Genomic DNA, 15,315 nt, shown 5'->3' with positions numbered 1-15,315 from the left:
ATACATAAGATTCATATACTACCCTTTTTATTATGATAACACTTTCGTCATAAGTATGTGCGGAATGCCATCTTCCATAAATATATCAGAAGAAGTTTGATAGTCTAATTTTTTATAAAATCCTTCAGCTTGTGTTTGACCGTGTAGCTTCACTTTTGTAGCTTGTTCGTTACGAGCAATTTCTTCTAACGTTTGAATGATGACTTTACCTAATCCGTATGTACGATAATCTTTTAAAATACAAATACGTTCTAATTTTCCGACACCATCAACAAATCGTATACGCCCTGTGCCTACAGGAAGATCATGATAATAAACTAAAATATGTTTACATTGCTCTCCGATTTCATCGAATGTATCGAATTCATCTGTAAGAGGAACACCTTGTTCTTTTACAAATACTTCTTTTCGAATATGAAAGGCAGTTTCTAAATCAGTAAGTTCTGTTATAAGTTTGGATTGCAAAATGTTCAGTCCTTTCTAATGTAATCAGTTTGCGTTTTCCTAGTATATCATAATAAAGCACTATTAAGAGAAGAAGAACATACTAAAAAGCCAACTTTAAAAAGTTAGCTTTTATTACAATTTCTTTATCCCATTTTTAGTGCCAATAATTGCTGTACTCGTCATACTTATAAACAACCCTGTTTCAACTACACCAGTAATCATTTTTAATTGGGTGTGTAAATGGGCAGGATTAGAAATATGATTAGGGAATATACAATCGATAATCATGTTATTGTTATCGGTTATATAGGTTTCATTATTTTTTAAACGTAACGTTGTTTGACACCCTAAAGACTGAATTTTATTTTCGGTTTGTTTCCATGAAAAAGGGATGATTTCAACAGGTAATGGAAAATTACCTAAATGTGTTACAAGTTTCGATTCATCAGCAATGATAATTAGTTCTTTAGAGGAAGAGGCAACGATTTTTTCACGAAGTAATGCACCGCCACCGCCTTTTATAAGCTGTAAATTTGAATCAATTTCATCCGCTCCATCAATTGTAAGATCAAGACTTTGTACGTCGTTTAACGAAAGTAGGGGGATATTTAGTTGATGTGCTAATGCTTCAGTTTCCTTTGATGTTGGTACAGCTTGAAATGATAATCCTTCTTTTACACGCTCACCTAATTTTTGTATTGTCCAATATACAGTAGAACCTGTACCAAGCCCAATCTTCATGCCATCATTTACAAAGTTAGCGGCATATTCGCCAGCGAGCTGTTTTAAATTCATCTCTTTATTCCGCCGGACGCGGCCCGGCATCAAGAGCTGAATTTTCAACTGTAAGTACCGGACGAACGACTATATCTTTATGTACGCGCATTTGACAAGATAATCGTAAATGATCTTCAATCCCTTTTTCCGTCATTGCATGTTTCTCATTCGCACTTGCTTCACAGAAATCACCTGCTAGTATTTCTACTCTACAAGTTGTGCAACGTGCATTCCCGCCGCAACGATGAAGAATGTTGACACCGCTATCTTCAATTGCTAATACTAACTTTGTTCCTTCTTTCACATCAAAAGTTCCCGCACCTTCAATTGTTAATTTTGGCAAATTTGTTCCTCCTCACGTAAAATTGTACATAACATATTTATGACCGCGAATTATTGAACATAAACATTATTTTTTTATATCCCCGTAACTTTTTTTTATGTTGAATCGTTTATTAAGTAAGCGCTGAAAAGGAGTGGTTATTTTGTGCACAAAAGTAACTCATGTTTTAAAGAATCATATCGATATGAATCATTCAAATATAGACTTTTTAATTGAGCAATATGGAGAGTTGAAAAGGTATTGTACATTTTTAACGAAAAACAAATGGGACGGCGAAGATCTTGCCCAAGAAACAATTTGTAAAGTTCTTCAAAAATATAGTAATAAAGATATTTGTATGACGCTTGTATATAAAATAGCTCGAAATCGTTGGATAGACCAGATGAAATCAAAATCAGTTCATGAAAAAATAAAGGAACAAATTACTTTTGAAGAACCACATGAGAACATTGCAGATTTGCATGAAATGGTAGGGAAAGTATTGTCTTCATTAAATGTACAGCAATCCGCAATTTTATTATTAAAAGATGTTTTTCAATATAGTATCGCTGATATTGCTAAAGTGTGTTCTGTATCAGAAGGTGCAGTGAAAGCTTCTTTATTTCGGAGTAGAAATAGGCTGAAAACTGTAAGTGAAGAAGGGATTGAGATAGTCGAATTCACAGAGGATATTGAAGTTGTTGTAACATCTATTCGTGAGGAAAGACCGGAATTATTAACGAAGCTTCTTCCGACAATAGATTTTACTAAGTTACCATCTAAACAGCCAGTCTTATTATTTAATGTGAAAAACCCTTCTTCCTACAGTTATATGCTTTACGCAGCATAACAAGTATTGGAGGGATTTAAAATGAATGCAATTCCATATGTAGTAGAACAAACAAAATTAGGAGAACGTTCCTATGATATATATTCAAGGTTATTAAAAGATCGCATTATTATTATCGGCTCAGAAATTAATGATCAAGTAGCGAGTAGTGTCGTAGCCCAATTATTATTTTTAGAAGCGGAAGATGCCGAGAAAGATATATTTTTATACATCAATAGCCCAGGCGGCTCAACGACAGCTGGTTTTGCCATATTAGATACGATGAATCTCATTAAACCAGATGTGCAAACGTTATGCATGGGATTTGCAGCATCATTTGGTGCATTGTTATTATTATCAGGTGCAAAAGGAAAACGGTTTGCACTCCCTAACAGTGAAATTATGATTCATCAACCGCTTGGTGGTGCACAAGGTCAGGCAACAGAAATTGAAATCACAGCAAAAAGAATATTAAAGTTAAAGCATGATATTAATAAAATGATTGCAGAAAAAACAGGGCAACCAATTGAAAGAGTAGCACATGATACAGAAAGAGATTATTTTATGACTGCAGAAGAAGCGAAGGCATATGGGATAGTAGATGATGTTGTTACGAAAAAATAAGATAAAACAGGCTAGCGGATATGTTAATCCTCTAGCCTATTTTATTAATCACTTACCCATTCATCAACTAGCGCTTGATTCTTTTTAATCCATTTTCGCGCCGCTTCTTCAGGATCTTTCGTTTTATTTAACTCGACCATTAATGTACCAAGCTGTTCATCGTTCATTTTCCATTTGTCAAAGTATTTTATGATATCCGGATGATCTTTTTCGAAACCTTTACGAACAGAGTAATAAATGTCATCTTTTTCACCATATACTTTCTTAGGGTCTTTTAAATATTTCAAGTCAAATTCCGAAAAGCCCCAATGTGGATTCCAAAGCGTAACAGCGATTGGTTTCTTTTTCGTATATGCTTTCTTTAATTCACTCATCATCGCAGCCTCAGAAGATTGGACAAGTTTTAGTTTAATATCATATTCCTTCATTGCTTTGTTCGTTAAATTCATAAGACTACTACCGGGTTCGATTCCGACAATTTTATTATCTATCTCACCTTTATGTGCATTTAAATCTTCGATACTGTTAATGTTTTTCATATAAGAAGGGACGACTAGGCCAAGGCCAGTACCTTCATACCATTTTGATTTTAAAACAATATCATCTTTATAACGATCGTTTAGCGGTTTATCCGTAACGGGTAGCCACACTTCTAAATTAGCATCAACATCACCGCGAGCGACACCAGTCCAAATTGCGGCTTTTTCTAAATACATAAGTTCAACTTTGTAGCCTTTTTCTTCTAATAAAACTTTCCACATGTTTGCGGTTGCAATATTTTCTTTCCAACTTGTTACACCAAGTTTAATTTTTCCTTTCGAATTTGCATTTGTTGCATTACATGAAGTGAAAATCATAGTAATAAATAATGCAAGGCATATAAACCAAATTTTCTTTCGCATCGAAAACCTCCTAAGTAACGTTTGCCTTATAAAATAAATGTATAAGTAAGCATTCTTATTATGAACGGAAACGAGAATTTTAAAGAAATCTTATGAATGTCATTTTTATGTAATATTTCTTTGTAAAATCGCAACACTATGTGAATAGATGGGTAGAAAAGGAGTAGTGACATGGATAATACAAAGGTGCGTGTTGAAAACGTAACAAAAGTATTCGGGAAACATCCGCAAAGAGCCCTTTCCTTATTAAAAGAAGGAAAAAGTAAATCGGAAATTTTAAAAGAGACAGGAATGAACGTTGGGGTGAAAAAAGCAACGTTTGAAGTTTACTCTGGAGAGATTTTCGTTATTATGGGTTTGTCTGGTAGCGGGAAATCTACGCTAGTTCGTATGTTAAATCAATTGATTAAACCAACTGCAGGTCATATATACATAGATGGTGAAGACATCGCAACGATGGGAAAAGAAGAGTTACGGAGAGTAAGAAGAACGAAAATGAGTATGGTATTTCAGAAATTCGCTCTATTTCCGCATCGTACAGTTATACAAAATGTTGCATATGGTTTAGAAATTCAAGGAGTTCCGGTTGAAGAGCGAGAGAAAAAAGCGTTAGAATCGCTACAGTTAGTAGGACTCGATCATCATAAAGATAATTACCCAAGTCAACTTAGTGGTGGTATGCAGCAGCGCGTTGGAATCGCTAGGGCACTAACGAATAATCCAGATGTATTACTAATGGACGAGTCATTCAGTGCATTAGATCCACTTATTCGAAAAGAAATGCAAGATGAATTGTTAGAGTTACAAGATAAAATGGAAAAAACGATTATATTTATTACGCATGATTTAGATGAAGCGCTTCGAATTGGAGATCGTATCGCATTAATGAAAGATGGAGAAATTGTCCAAATTGGAACACCAGAAGAAATTATGATGAGCCCCGCTAATGAATTTGTAGAAAAGTTTGTTGCGGACGTGAATTTAGGAAAAGTAATTACGGCTGAGTCTATTTTAAAACGACCAGAAACTTTATTAATTGATCGTGGACCTCGTGTAGCCCTTCAAATTATGAGGAATGCAGGTGTCTCAACTGTATATGTTGTAAACAAAAAGTATGAGTTTTTAGGTATATTAACTGCGGATGATGCGAGTAAAGCAGTACAAAAACAGTGGCCGATTGCTGATTTATTACTTAATGATATTCCGCATGTGTATTTGGATACTTTACTGGAAGAGACATATGCAAAAATGGCAGAGATGAAATATCCGTTACCAGTAATCGATGAGAAGAAAAGGCTAAGAGGAATTATTAAACGTGAAAGTGTCATTCAAGCTCTTGCAGGAAACATTGAGGAAGAGGTGAAAGACGATGAATAGTATACCGCGGATTCCATTAGGGGAATGGGTCGACTCATTTGTTGCAAGTTTATATGAGCACCTTGAAGGCTTATTCCGAGGATTCTCTTACATTATCGGCGGATTCGTTGATTTACTCACTAATTTTTTAACAATAATACCGGCCATATTGATGATTATCATCCTTTGTTTCCTCATTTGGTACACAACGAGAAAGGTATCTTTAATTATTTTTACACTGATCGGTTTATTATTTATTTTAAATATTAACTACTGGGCACAGACGATGCAAACATTAGCACTCGTACTTACGTCTGTTATTATTTCAATTATTGTCGGAATTCCAATTGGTATATTAGCATCTCAAAATGAACGTTTCTCAAAATTTTTAAAACCAACATTAGATTTTATGCAAACAATGCCTGCATTCGTATACCTTATTCCAGCGATTACATTTTTCGGAGTAGGTGTAGTACCTGGAATTATTGCATCAGTAATCTTTGCAATGCCACCGACAATTCGTTTTACTGACTTAGGAATTAGACAAGTTCCAGAAGATTTAATTGAAGCAGCGAATGCGTTTGGATCCACGGCATCACAAAAACTATTTAAAGTACAATTACCACTTGCAACCGGAACGATTATGGCTGGTGTGAACCAAAGCATTATGCTTTCGTTATCGATGGTTGTAACAGCATCACTTGTAGGAGCTCCAGGACTTGGAGTTGATGTATATCGCTCTGTAACACAAGTTAATATCGGAATGGGATTTGAAGCTGGATTAGCTATCGTAGTAATCGCAATTATATTAGATCGAATTACACAAGGGTTCCATACGAAAAGAAAATAATGAATAAAAAACACACTTTTATAATACAAAGTGTGTTTTTTATTGCATCCAGATCACATACGAACGATAACAGAACCTCCAGCTGGTGCACAAACTTGGTTTTTTTGTTGTTCCATTGATTTAATTAATTGATTATTTTCCTCGATTAATGAGATTAATTTAGTTAATTGATTTTCAAGACTTGCAATACGCTGCATCATATATTGTGAATCATGATGCAATGTATTCCTTGCGGGATGAGGGGAATAAACATACTGTTGATTTATATTTGGATTCCAATGAGGATACATTTGAATCGTTCCTCCTTCAATAAATTACGAAGCTTTCTTATAGTAAATGCCTATGTATAATTAATAGTTACTTGAAAATTTTCCAATATAAAAGGAGTATGTACAGAAAATGGAAAATATTATATGTGAAGTTACAGTACATTTTTTGGAAATATTTAAGCGAGATAGTGCGTATATTAATACATTAAAGTAAATGTATGTTATTTAGGGAGAAATGATGGGAGGAGATGTAATTTTGGCTAAAAATAAAAAAAGGAATGATGCTTTGGCAATAGGTGTCGGTATAGGAGTTGTAATTGGTGTATTTCAAGGGCACTTTACAAATAATTTAGTAATCGGAATTGTGATTGGGATTATAATTGGGATTGCGTTTTTGAAGAAATAATGAGATGTAAATTCATTTCAAAAATTGTTGTATCAAAAGAATGAAAATTCGGAATACGAAACCTGTTTTTCCTTTTATTGTGATATTATATATGAAAAGGAAGGTGATGGATATGTCAACAAACAATCAAATAGAACAAAACTGTTTCATTTGCAAAAAACATATAGGAAATATTATAGTTCCAGGTGGAGCTATTTACGAAGATGAACTCGTTTACGTTGGACATGTCCACTGGGATAGTGAAGAAACATACCTGGGTTATGTAATGATAGATATAAAAAGACATGTACTTGGCCTTGCTGAATTAACAGATGAAGAAGCGAAAGCGTTCGGACTTATAACAAGTAGAGTAAGTAAAGCGTTAAAAGAAAGTGAGGGAGCAGAACATATTTACACTTTTGTTTCAGGAAATGGTGTACCACATATGCATATGCACATTATTCCGCGTTATCCGAATACACCAAAAGAGTTTTGGTCACCGACTGAAGTAGCGAAATGGACTGGCGCACCATATGGTGACGAAGAGAAAATAAAAAAACTATGTGAAAGAATACGAAAGTATATGGTAAATGAGTATGCATACAACAAATAATACAGAATATTCATGGGTTGGAAATATAGAAATGTGTTTAGGAGAAATTTCAGTTAAACAATATGGTGATATTGTACTTGGTAAATATGGCGGGAATAAAAGTGCTGGAGCGAAAAAGAATGAAGATGGTGCATTAGTTTGGTCAAATGGTGAATGGGAATTTGCAGCTATTCTAGATGGACATAATAGTGCAGAAAGTGTTGAGTTAGTAGTAAATACAATCCAAAAAGAATATGAAAATATAAAAGTAATTTTGAATGAACCAATTAATTCAGTATTTCAGTCTGTTGAAAATCATATACTTACAATTTTTCAGTCATCTTCATTTAAGGAAAAGTGCAAAAAAATTAAAGGTGAAACAGCTTGCTTACTATGTGTAAGGAAAGAAAATTATATGTGGTGGCTTTCTATCGGTGATTGTTTAGTGTATGTATTTCATGAAGAGTTACATAAGTTAGGACAATATGCATTAAATCAACGTCATTTTTACGAATGGATTGGAAATGTAAACACATTTGATTTACCTGTTCCTTGCTATTCATCAGGTATTCGTGAATTACGTACTGGAAAGAACCGAATTGTAATGGTGACAGATGGAGTATTAGAATGCGGGGAACGCCGATATGAAATACCTGTAAATTTGTATAATACTATTAACAGAAATGATAAAACACTTAAAGAAAATATTCACAATGTTTTAGAACACGTGCATCATCAGTTGGGACGTGATAGTGCGACTATAATTAGTTGGGACGTTGAAAATAAAGAGAATGTTACGTATCCGAGTGATCAGCCGGAGAAAATGAAAGTAAGAAAATAAAAGGATAGGTTTTTTTGTCAATTAGAAAAATAACTCTATTAATTTTATGAGTACTATCTACATTCATTTTGAAAAAATAGCAAGAAAAAGGTTATACATCCCGAAGAAAAGGATGGGAAATAGATTGTTGTTGTACAATACATAAAACATGTCTTGATAAAACTACTACTAAAGAAGTAAGCATAAAGAAAATGAAGATATTATCGAAACATTAAAAAATTATATAGTCCACTTTGTTACGAAAACATAATTAATTTAATAGGAGGGAATGCAATGGGCAACTCTACTATTTGGATTATAGTTATTAGTATGATAATTGGAGGATATTTTTTAGAAAAGTTTTTAAGGAAAAAATTAAATATGACAAAGGGAAATGTTTGGATATATAAACATGTAAATGGTTTACATGTAAAATTAGAAATAGGTCTTTTTATCATATATCTTATAGTAAGTTTTATTTATCTGTTCAAAGTAGAAAATGCTAATATAGGAATTGCTGCACTTACTTATTTTGGAGCAATTTCCTTATTACGCGTATGGATGGAATGGAAGTATAACAGAGAAACAAAGGAATATATTCTTTCTATAATTGGATTCTTTGCATTTGTTTTTATGGTTTCAATGTTACTTTATTTTGATCCTCTTTCTACATATTAATATCGTTTTGTTTTTTTATGATGAATATTTAAAAAGAGTAGCTACCATTATTTATCTTGATAGTTACTCTTTTTATTTATAACTTCCTAAAGCTCCTCAAAACAAGATATTCCCACAATCTCCAAGGAAGAATCTTCTTCGCAAAGATCATAAATTTCACACCTTTACCGATTGGATATCGTAAATTTGTACGCTTAGATTCAGCAATTTCTACAATTTTATTAGCAACATCTATCGGATTACCAAATGTATCACTACCGCTATTAATATGTTTTTGTATTTTATCCATATACTCTTTGTAAGGAGATGTTGTATCAGATTGGTTTTCAGCTAGTTGTTTCCCAACCTCCCATATGTTTGTGTTATAAGAACCTGGTTCAATTAAAGCAACATCTATTCCGAAAGGTTTTACTTCTAAGCGAAGCGATTCACTCCAGCCTTCTAATGCATATTTTGAAGATACATAAGGAGATAAACCAGGGAATCCAACTTGGCCGCTAATGCTGCTTATATTAATGATTTTTCCACTTCTTTGTTTTCTCATATACGGTAAGACAAGCTGGGTAATTGATATAGCTCCAAATAGGTTCGTTTCAAATTGTTTACGGTATTCCTCTACTGGAATTTCTTCTACAAAGCCGCCATTTGCATATCCTGCATTATTAACAAGTAGGTCTACTTTTTGTATTTCTTTTAAAAATAATTGGAAGTTATGTATAGAGTTTTGATCGGTTACATCTAATTGTTGAATTTTTATGTTTTGTTGTAAGTTGAGTTGAGTAGCTTGAGATAGTAAGTTCACTTGTTTTTCAAGGTTCCGCATTGTAGCGATAACTAAATAATCTTTTTTTGCGAGTTCGAGTGTAGTTAATAGTCCAAATCCACTTGAGGCTCCTGTAATTATTGCGATTTTTTTATTCATTTTCCGCCAGCTTTCTTTTTCTTTTATCATAACGAGTTATGATAAGAAAATCTATTATTCTTACATTCAGTATGAAATCAATTTGTATGTAAAAAAGGGGATTATAGGGAATGAGCGTATATAGAGTAGTGTATATTAATATGATAATGAAATGAGGGAAGAAAAATGGTCCATGTGAAGGATGTATTAGCAGATCAATTGTTGGCGAATGCAAACGATCCTAGTTGGTATATCCCATTTTCAGATGCAGTGAAAGATCTATCTGAGAGGGAAGCTTTCTGGAAACCGAATGAAGAGAGTAACAGTATAGCTGAAATTGTACAACATTTATTGTATTGGAATTCTACGTGGCAAACTAGATATAAAGAATCGAATGTGAATGCTGTGCCCGCTATTGGTGATAATAACAAAAGTTTTATGCTTTCAAATAATCAAACTTTCGATGAATTACGGGAAAAACTACTAGAAAAACTGTTACAATGGCAAAATCTTATAAATGAAGAAAAGGTTGAAAGTGATGTAGTAGGACTTCCTGTTTCTGCAAAGTGGTGGGAAGTGTTAGCGAATGTAACAACTCATAATGCATATCATATTGGGCAAATTATTTACATCCGAAAATTACAGCAGAGCTTTGATAATGAATAAGATAATAGTTCTCAAATTAGGTGAACAAAAGTGGACAAAACGAGACAAATGTCTCATTTTGTCCACTTTTTTATTATGAAAGAAAAGAGAAAACCTATTAAAGCAAGGATTAGAATTTGGCACGGTACTTGCAATATAAAAGACGAACAAGAAAATAGGAGGCTGGACATGTTAAAAACAACTGAAAGTAAAGGGAATGAAATTACGAAAGAACAAGCTCGTTGGATGTACGAAAAAATGTTAGAGATTCGTAAGTTTGAAGATAAGGTGCATGAATTGTTCGCGCAAGGCGTTTTGCCAGGTTTCGTTCATTTATACGCAGGTGAAGAAGCGGTAGCAGTTGGTGTATGTGCCCACTTAACGGATAGTGACAGTATTACAAGTACACATAGAGGTCATGGACATTGTATCGCAAAAGGTTGTGATTTAAATGGTATGATGGCTGAACTTTTCGGGAAAGCGACAGGATTATGTAAAGGTAAAGGCGGTTCCATGCATATTGCTGATTTAGATAAAGGAATGCTTGGTGCTAACGGCATTGTAGGCGGGGGTTTCCCACTTGCTTGCGGTTCAGCATTGACAGCTAAATATAAAGGAACGAAAGATGTAAGTGTTTGCTTCTTCGGTGACGGAGCAAATAATGAAGGAACATTCCATGAAGGGGTTAATTTAGCGGCGATTTGGAAGTTACCAGTTATTTTTATTGCAGAAAATAACGGTTACGGTGAAGCAACTACCTTTGAATATGCTTCAAGTTGTGATTCTATTGCGGATCGTGCAAAAGCTTATAATATTCCAGGCGTTCAAGTAGATGGAAAAGATCTTCTAGCTGTATATAAAGCTGCTGCAGAAGCAGTGGAACGTGCGCGTAATGGTGATGGTCCAACAATTATTGAATGTATGACATATCGTAATTACGGTCATTTTGAAGGTGAAGCGCAAACATATAAAACATCAGAAGAAAAAGAAGAACATTTAAATGAAAAAGATGCGATTGTGAATTTCCGTAAGCATTTAATTCAAGAGGGTTTATTAACGGAATCTGAACTTGTTGATATGGAAAAAGCAGTAGATGATGCAGTACAAAGATCCATTGAATTTAGTGAAAATAGTCCATACCCAGACGATGAAGAATTATTAAAAGATGTATACGTTTCTTACAAATAAGAGGAGGGTGAAAAAATATGACTAGAACAGTAAGTATGTCAACTGCAATTAATGAAGCAATGAAAATCTCAATGCGTCGTGATGAAAATGTAATTTTAATAGGTGAAGACGTTGCAGGCGGTGCACAAGTTGATCATCTGCAAGATGATGAAGCTTGGGGTGGTGTTCTTGGTGTTACAAAAGGGCTAGTACAAGAATTTGGCCGGAATCGTATTTTAGATACACCAATTTCTGAAGCAGGTTATATGGGAGCTGCGATGGCAGCTGCTGCAACTGGGTTACGTCCGATAGCTGAGTTAATGTTTAATGATTTTATCGGTAGTTGTCTTGACCAAGTATTAAACCAAGGTGCGAAATTCCGTTATATGTTTGGAGGTAAAGCAAAAGTACCCGTTACAGTACGTACGATGCATGGCGCTGGTTTTAGTGCAGCAGCTCAGCATTCACAAAGTTTGTACGCATTATTTACGAGCATACCAGGTATTAAAGTTGTTGTTCCTTCCACGCCGTATGATGCAAAAGGCTTATTATTAGCAGCAATTGAAGATGATGATCCAGTAATCTTCTTTGAGGATAAAACACTTTACAATATGAAAGGTGAAGTGCCAGAAGGATACTATACAATTCCATTAGGAAAAGCAGATATTAAACGGGAAGGTTCTGACGTAACAATTGTCGCAATCGGAAAGCAAGTTCATACAGCGCTTGCAGCTGCAAAGCAATTATCGAAAAAGGGGCTTGAAGTAGAAGTAATCGATCCACGATCTTTATCACCGCTTGATGAAGATACGATTTTATCATCTGTTGAAAAAACAAATCGTCTTATCGTTATTGACGAAGCGAATCCAAGATGTAGTATCGCAACAGATATTGCGGCAATTGTAGCGGATAAAGGTTTTGATTTGTTAGATGCACCCATTAAACGAATTACAGCACCACATACGCCGGTTCCGTTTTCACCACCACTTGAAAAATTGTATTTGCCAACGCCAGAAAAAGTAATTGAAACTGTATCAGAAATGATTGGAGACCAATCTTTATTACATGTGTAATAAAACGATGTGAAGGGAGAGAGAAACATGGCTGTAGAAGTTGTAATGCCGAAGTTAGGTATGGCGATGAAAGAAGGTATTATTACGAGCTGGAATATTAAAGCAGGCGATAATGTAGCAAAAGGAGAACTGATTGCTAGTATTAATTCAGAAAAAATTGAAACGGAAATTGAAGCGCCAGTTGATGGTACGGTACTTGATATAGCTGTAAGTGAAGATGAAGGAGTGCCGCCTGGTACTGTAATTTGCTACATCGGTAAACCGAATGAAAAAGTAGAAATGCAGGAAAGCACACATGTTGTAGAAGAAAAAACATCTAATATAGAAGTACAAAATGTACAAAATCAAGAACCAAATGGGAAAGAAGTATCGAAGCAAAGAATTAAAATTTCACCTGTAGCGAAGAAAATTGCAAAGTCTGAAAATCTGGATTTCAAGGCATTAGTTGGTACAGGCCCCGGCGGAAGAATTACAAAGGTAGATGTATTAAAGGCGCTTGAAGAAAGAGTAGCAATCCCAGAAGTACTTGAACAAGAAGAAAGTAAAGTAATTCCTGTTACTGGTATGCGGAAAGCAATCGCAAACCGTATGCAAGCAAGCTTACAAAATAGTGCGCAATTAACCTTAACGATGAAAGTAGATGTTACAGATTTAGTTGCTTTACATAAAGAAATAGCGGAAGTTGTACAAAAACGATACGATAACAAATTAACCATTACGGATTTCGTTTCTCGAGCTGTTATATTAGCGCTTGGGGATCATAAAGAAATGAACAGCGCTTATATAGATGATGCAATTCATCAATTTGAACATGTTCATTTAGGTATGGCAGTCGCATTAGAAAAAGGATTAGTCGTTCCAGCTATTCGCTTTGCAAATAATTTATCTTTAGTAGAGTTGTCTAAAGAGATTAAGGATATGGCACAAAAGGCGCGAGCAGGTAGCTTAAGTAGTGATGATATGCACGGAACGACATTTACAATTAGTAATTTAGGTAGCTTTGGTATTGAATATTTCACACCTGTATTAAATACACCTGAGACTGGTATTTTAGGTATTGGCGCAATTGAATATGTTCCTGTATATAAAGGGAAAAAATTAAAAAAAGGTAGTATGTTACCTTTAAGTTTAACATTCGATCATCGTGTACTAGACGGTGCACCAGCAGCTGCATTTTTACGCACAATTAAATATTATTTAGAAGAACCTATAACAATTCTTTTATAAAGAGAAGGTGAGAGAATGAGTAAATTAGTTGTAATTGGAGGCGGACCAGCTGGATATGTAGCGGCAATTACCGCGGCTCAAAATGGAAAAGAGGTCACTCTTATTGATGAAGCTGACCTTGGCGGAACGTGTTTGAATGTTGGGTGTATGCCGACGAAATCATTGTTAGAAAGTGCAGAAGTGCATGACATTGTGAGAAAAGCGAATGATTATGGGGTTACGCTTAATACAGGAAGTATATCAATTGATTGGGATCAAATACAGGCAAGGAAATCACAAATCGTAATGCAACTCGTCCAAGGAATACAATATTTAATGAAGAAAAATAAAATTAAAGTTGTAAAAGGAAAAGCGAAATTCGAAACGGATCATCGTGTGCGAGTTACATACGGTGATAAAGAAGATGTAGTAGATGGAGAACAGTTCATTATAGCGGCAGGTTCAGAACCGACTGAATTACCCTTTGCTCCATTTGATGGAAAGTGGGTTTTAAATAGTAGCCATGCAATGTCCATAGATCATATACCGAAATCATTATTAATCGTTGGCGGTGGTGTAATAGGGTGCGAGTTTGCAAGTATTTATAGTCGTCTTGGAACAAAAGTTACAATTATTGAAATGGCACCACAATTATTACCTGGTGAAGATGAAGATATCGCACATATTTTAAGAGGAAAACTAGAAACTGATGGCGTAAAAATATGTACAGGGGCAGCTTTAAAAGGATTAAATAGTTATAAGAAGCAGGCTTTATTTGAATATGAAGGAAGTATCCAAGAAGTTAATCCAGAATTTGTTCTCGTTTCAGTCGGCCGAAAACCACGTATACAACAATTAGATTTAGAAAAAGCAGGCATTCAATATTCAAATAAAGGAATTTCTGTAAATGAACATATGCAAACCAATGTATTACATATTTACGCAGCTGGTGATGTAATTGGTGGCATCCAGCTTGCTCACGTTGCCTTCCATGAAGGAACGACGGCAGCATTACACGCGAGCGGAGAAGATGTAAAAGTTAACTATCATGCTGTACCTCGTTGTATGTATACCGCTCCAGAAATTGCTAGCGTTGGTCTAACAGAAAAAGATGCAAAAGAGCAGTACGGTGACATACAAATTGGAGAATTTCCTTTTACAGCGAACGGAAAAGCGCTTATTATTGGAGAACAAACGGGGAAAATAAAAGTTATTGTGGAACCTAAATATCAAGAAATTGTTGGGATTTCTATTATCGGTCCACGTGCAACCGAACTAATTGGTCAAGGAACTGTAATGATTCATACGGAAGTTACTGCCGATATTATGAGAGATTATATTGCAGCGCATCCGACTTTATCTGAAGCGATTCATGAAGCGCTATCGCAAGCAGTAGGGCATGCTGTACATGCTTAAATGGAATTATAATAAACCACTATTCTCTAAATGAATAAGAGAATAGTGGTTTGAGT

General features: G+C 34.8%; 19 protein-coding genes. 13 read left to right on the top strand and 6 right to left on the bottom strand.

What is annotated here, in order from left to right; genetic code table 11:
• Nucleotides 1-30 precede the first annotated feature (30 nt).
• The 3 genes from MR143_RS10770 to MR143_RS10760 form a co-directional block, all read right to left on the bottom strand.
• A complete protein-coding gene (locus MR143_RS10770) occupies nt 31-465 on the bottom strand; it encodes a GNAT family N-acetyltransferase (RefSeq protein WP_001190880.1) in 435 nt (144 codons plus the stop codon).
• Between the two features lie 114 nt (nt 466-579).
• Nucleotides 580-1,242 (bottom strand): ribose 5-phosphate isomerase A, encoded by a 663-nt coding sequence (rpiA, locus tag MR143_RS10765; protein WP_001049985.1) that lies wholly within the window; start codon nt 1,240-1,242, stop codon nt 580-582.
• Between the two features lie 4 nt (nt 1,243-1,246).
• Nucleotides 1,247-1,567, bottom strand: a complete 321-nt coding sequence (locus MR143_RS10760) for a 2Fe-2S iron-sulfur cluster-binding protein (RefSeq protein ID WP_001125387.1) — start codon at nt 1,565-1,567, stop codon at nt 1,247-1,249.
• 142 nt (nt 1,568-1,709) lie between these two features.
• On the opposite strand from MR143_RS10760, the gene MR143_RS10755 reads away from it, so the two are divergent.
• Nucleotides 1,710-2,396, top strand: a complete 687-nt coding sequence (locus tag MR143_RS10755) for an RNA polymerase subunit sigma-70 (protein WP_000337504.1) — start codon at nt 1,710-1,712, stop codon at nt 2,394-2,396.
• A gap of 21 nt (nt 2,397-2,417) precedes the next feature.
• The gene (clpP, locus tag MR143_RS10750; RefSeq protein WP_000991610.1) at nt 2,418-2,999 is read left to right on the top strand and encodes an ATP-dependent Clp endopeptidase proteolytic subunit ClpP; all 582 of its coding nucleotides are present in this window, start codon (nt 2,418-2,420) and stop codon (nt 2,997-2,999) included.
• 44 nt (nt 3,000-3,043) lie between these two features.
• Here clpP and MR143_RS10745 read toward each other — a convergent pair whose 3' ends face one another.
• Nucleotides 3,044-3,901, bottom strand: a complete 858-nt coding sequence (locus MR143_RS10745) for a glycine betaine ABC transporter substrate-binding protein (RefSeq protein WP_001227623.1) — start codon at nt 3,899-3,901, stop codon at nt 3,044-3,046.
• A 171-nt stretch (nt 3,902-4,072) separates the two neighbouring features.
• On the opposite strand from MR143_RS10745, the gene MR143_RS10740 reads away from it, so the two are divergent.
• Entirely contained in the window at nt 4,073-5,278 is a 1,206-nt protein-coding gene (locus MR143_RS10740) for a quaternary amine ABC transporter ATP-binding protein (RefSeq protein WP_000370606.1), read from the top strand.
• Nucleotides 5,271-6,107: an ABC transporter permease gene (locus tag MR143_RS10735; RefSeq protein WP_001084769.1), complete on the top strand. Its 837-nt coding sequence runs from the start codon at nt 5,271-5,273 to the stop codon at nt 6,105-6,107. Before MR143_RS10740 ends, MR143_RS10735 begins: the two co-directional genes overlap by 8 nt.
• A 53-nt stretch (nt 6,108-6,160) precedes the next feature.
• Here the strand turns inward: MR143_RS10735 and MR143_RS10730 are convergent, their stop codons facing one another.
• Nucleotides 6,161-6,397, bottom strand: coding sequence for a hypothetical protein (locus MR143_RS10730; protein WP_000283222.1), 237 nt, complete (start codon nt 6,395-6,397; stop codon nt 6,161-6,163).
• 217 nt (nt 6,398-6,614) lie between these two features.
• Between MR143_RS10730 and MR143_RS10725 the strand changes: the two genes are divergently transcribed.
• From MR143_RS10725 to MR143_RS10710, 4 genes are all read left to right on the top strand, one after another.
• Complete coding sequence (locus MR143_RS10725; RefSeq protein ID WP_000508470.1) at nt 6,615-6,782, top strand: glycine zipper domain-containing protein; 168 nt, start codon at nt 6,615-6,617, stop codon at nt 6,780-6,782.
• 91 nt (nt 6,783-6,873) lie between these two features.
• Nucleotides 6,874-7,374 carry an HIT family protein gene (locus tag MR143_RS10720; protein WP_198287955.1) on the top strand — a complete coding sequence of 167 codons (501 nt, stop codon included), beginning with the start codon at nt 6,874-6,876 and terminating at the stop codon, nt 7,372-7,374.
• The gene (locus tag MR143_RS10715; protein ID WP_199717758.1) at nt 7,358-8,194 is read left to right on the top strand and encodes a PP2C family serine/threonine-protein phosphatase; all 837 of its coding nucleotides are present in this window, start codon (nt 7,358-7,360) and stop codon (nt 8,192-8,194) included. The genes MR143_RS10720 and MR143_RS10715 overlap by 17 nt, the downstream gene beginning before the upstream one ends.
• 273 nt (nt 8,195-8,467) lie before the next feature.
• Entirely contained in the window at nt 8,468-8,851 is a 384-nt protein-coding gene (locus MR143_RS10710) for a DUF4181 domain-containing protein (RefSeq protein WP_000528451.1), read from the top strand.
• Between the two features lie 76 nt (nt 8,852-8,927).
• Here the strand turns inward: MR143_RS10710 and MR143_RS10705 are convergent, their stop codons facing one another.
• Nucleotides 8,928-9,773, bottom strand: coding sequence for an oxidoreductase (locus MR143_RS10705; protein ID WP_046945016.1), 846 nt, complete (start codon nt 9,771-9,773; stop codon nt 8,928-8,930).
• Between the two features lie 165 nt (nt 9,774-9,938).
• On the opposite strand from MR143_RS10705, the gene MR143_RS10700 reads away from it, so the two are divergent.
• From MR143_RS10700 to lpdA, 5 genes are all read left to right on the top strand, one after another.
• On the top strand, nt 9,939-10,418 hold the full coding sequence (locus MR143_RS10700; RefSeq protein WP_000233784.1) for a DinB family protein: 480 nt from the start codon (nt 9,939-9,941) through the stop codon (nt 10,416-10,418).
• Nucleotides 10,419-10,586: 168 nt separating this feature from the next.
• The gene (acoA, locus tag MR143_RS10695; protein WP_000921276.1) at nt 10,587-11,585 is read left to right on the top strand and encodes an acetoin:2,6-dichlorophenolindophenol oxidoreductase subunit alpha; all 999 of its coding nucleotides are present in this window, start codon (nt 10,587-10,589) and stop codon (nt 11,583-11,585) included.
• A 17-nt stretch (nt 11,586-11,602) separates the two neighbouring features.
• Entirely contained in the window at nt 11,603-12,637 is a 1,035-nt protein-coding gene (gene acoB, locus MR143_RS10690; protein WP_000198898.1) for an acetoin:2,6-dichlorophenolindophenol oxidoreductase subunit beta, read from the top strand.
• Nucleotides 12,638-12,664: 27 nt separating this feature from the next.
• Nucleotides 12,665-13,864 (top strand): dihydrolipoamide acetyltransferase family protein, encoded by a 1,200-nt coding sequence (locus tag MR143_RS10685; protein ID WP_000257793.1) that lies wholly within the window; start codon nt 12,665-12,667, stop codon nt 13,862-13,864.
• Nucleotides 13,865-13,879: 15 nt separating this feature from the next.
• Nucleotides 13,880-15,259, top strand: coding sequence for a dihydrolipoyl dehydrogenase (gene lpdA / locus MR143_RS10680; RefSeq protein WP_242280734.1), 1,380 nt, complete (start codon nt 13,880-13,882; stop codon nt 15,257-15,259).
• Nucleotides 15,260-15,315: the final 56 nt, after the last annotated feature.

The sequence above is a fragment of the Bacillus cereus group sp. BfR-BA-01347 genome, from assembly GCF_022663835.1.
In the GTDB taxonomy this organism is placed as follows: Bacteria; Bacillota; Bacilli; order Bacillales; family Bacillaceae_G; genus Bacillus_A; species Bacillus_A thuringiensis_K.
Note: the sequence above shows the minus strand (reverse complement) of the source record. Positions and strands in the feature narration are given on the sequence as shown.

Excerpts from the sequence above, each read along its gene's own strand:
- MR143_RS10725 (WP_000508470.1), top strand. The coding sequence starts at position 6,615 with ATGGGAGGAGATGTAATTTTGGCTAAAAATAAAAAAAGGAATGATGCT.
- rpiA (WP_001049985.1), bottom strand. The coding sequence starts at position 1,242 with ATGAATTTAAAACAGCTCGCTGGCGAATATGCCGCTAACTTTGTAAAT.
- MR143_RS10705 (WP_046945016.1), bottom strand. The coding sequence starts at position 9,773 with ATGAATAAAAAAATCGCAATAATTACAGGAGCCTCAAGTGGATTTGGA.
- MR143_RS10735 (WP_001084769.1), top strand. The coding sequence starts at position 5,271 with ATGAATAGTATACCGCGGATTCCATTAGGGGAATGGGTCGACTCATTT.
- MR143_RS10730 (WP_000283222.1), bottom strand. The coding sequence starts at position 6,397 with ATGTATCCTCATTGGAATCCAAATATAAATCAACAGTATGTTTATTCC.
- MR143_RS10740 (WP_000370606.1), top strand. The coding sequence starts at position 4,073 with ATGGATAATACAAAGGTGCGTGTTGAAAACGTAACAAAAGTATTCGGG.
- MR143_RS10720 (WP_198287955.1), top strand. The coding sequence starts at position 6,874 with ATGAAAAGGAAGGTGATGGATATGTCAACAAACAATCAAATAGAACAA.
- MR143_RS10700 (WP_000233784.1), top strand. The coding sequence starts at position 9,939 with ATGGTCCATGTGAAGGATGTATTAGCAGATCAATTGTTGGCGAATGCA.
- clpP (WP_000991610.1), top strand. The coding sequence starts at position 2,418 with ATGAATGCAATTCCATATGTAGTAGAACAAACAAAATTAGGAGAACGT.
- acoB (WP_000198898.1), top strand. The coding sequence starts at position 11,603 with ATGACTAGAACAGTAAGTATGTCAACTGCAATTAATGAAGCAATGAAA.
- acoA (WP_000921276.1), top strand. The coding sequence starts at position 10,587 with ATGTTAAAAACAACTGAAAGTAAAGGGAATGAAATTACGAAAGAACAA.
- MR143_RS10715 (WP_199717758.1), top strand. The coding sequence starts at position 7,358 with ATGCATACAACAAATAATACAGAATATTCATGGGTTGGAAATATAGAA.
- MR143_RS10745 (WP_001227623.1), bottom strand. The coding sequence starts at position 3,901 with ATGCGAAAGAAAATTTGGTTTATATGCCTTGCATTATTTATTACTATG.
- MR143_RS10685 (WP_000257793.1), top strand. The coding sequence starts at position 12,665 with ATGGCTGTAGAAGTTGTAATGCCGAAGTTAGGTATGGCGATGAAAGAA.
- MR143_RS10710 (WP_000528451.1), top strand. The coding sequence starts at position 8,468 with ATGGGCAACTCTACTATTTGGATTATAGTTATTAGTATGATAATTGGA.
- lpdA (WP_242280734.1), top strand. The coding sequence starts at position 13,880 with ATGAGTAAATTAGTTGTAATTGGAGGCGGACCAGCTGGATATGTAGCG.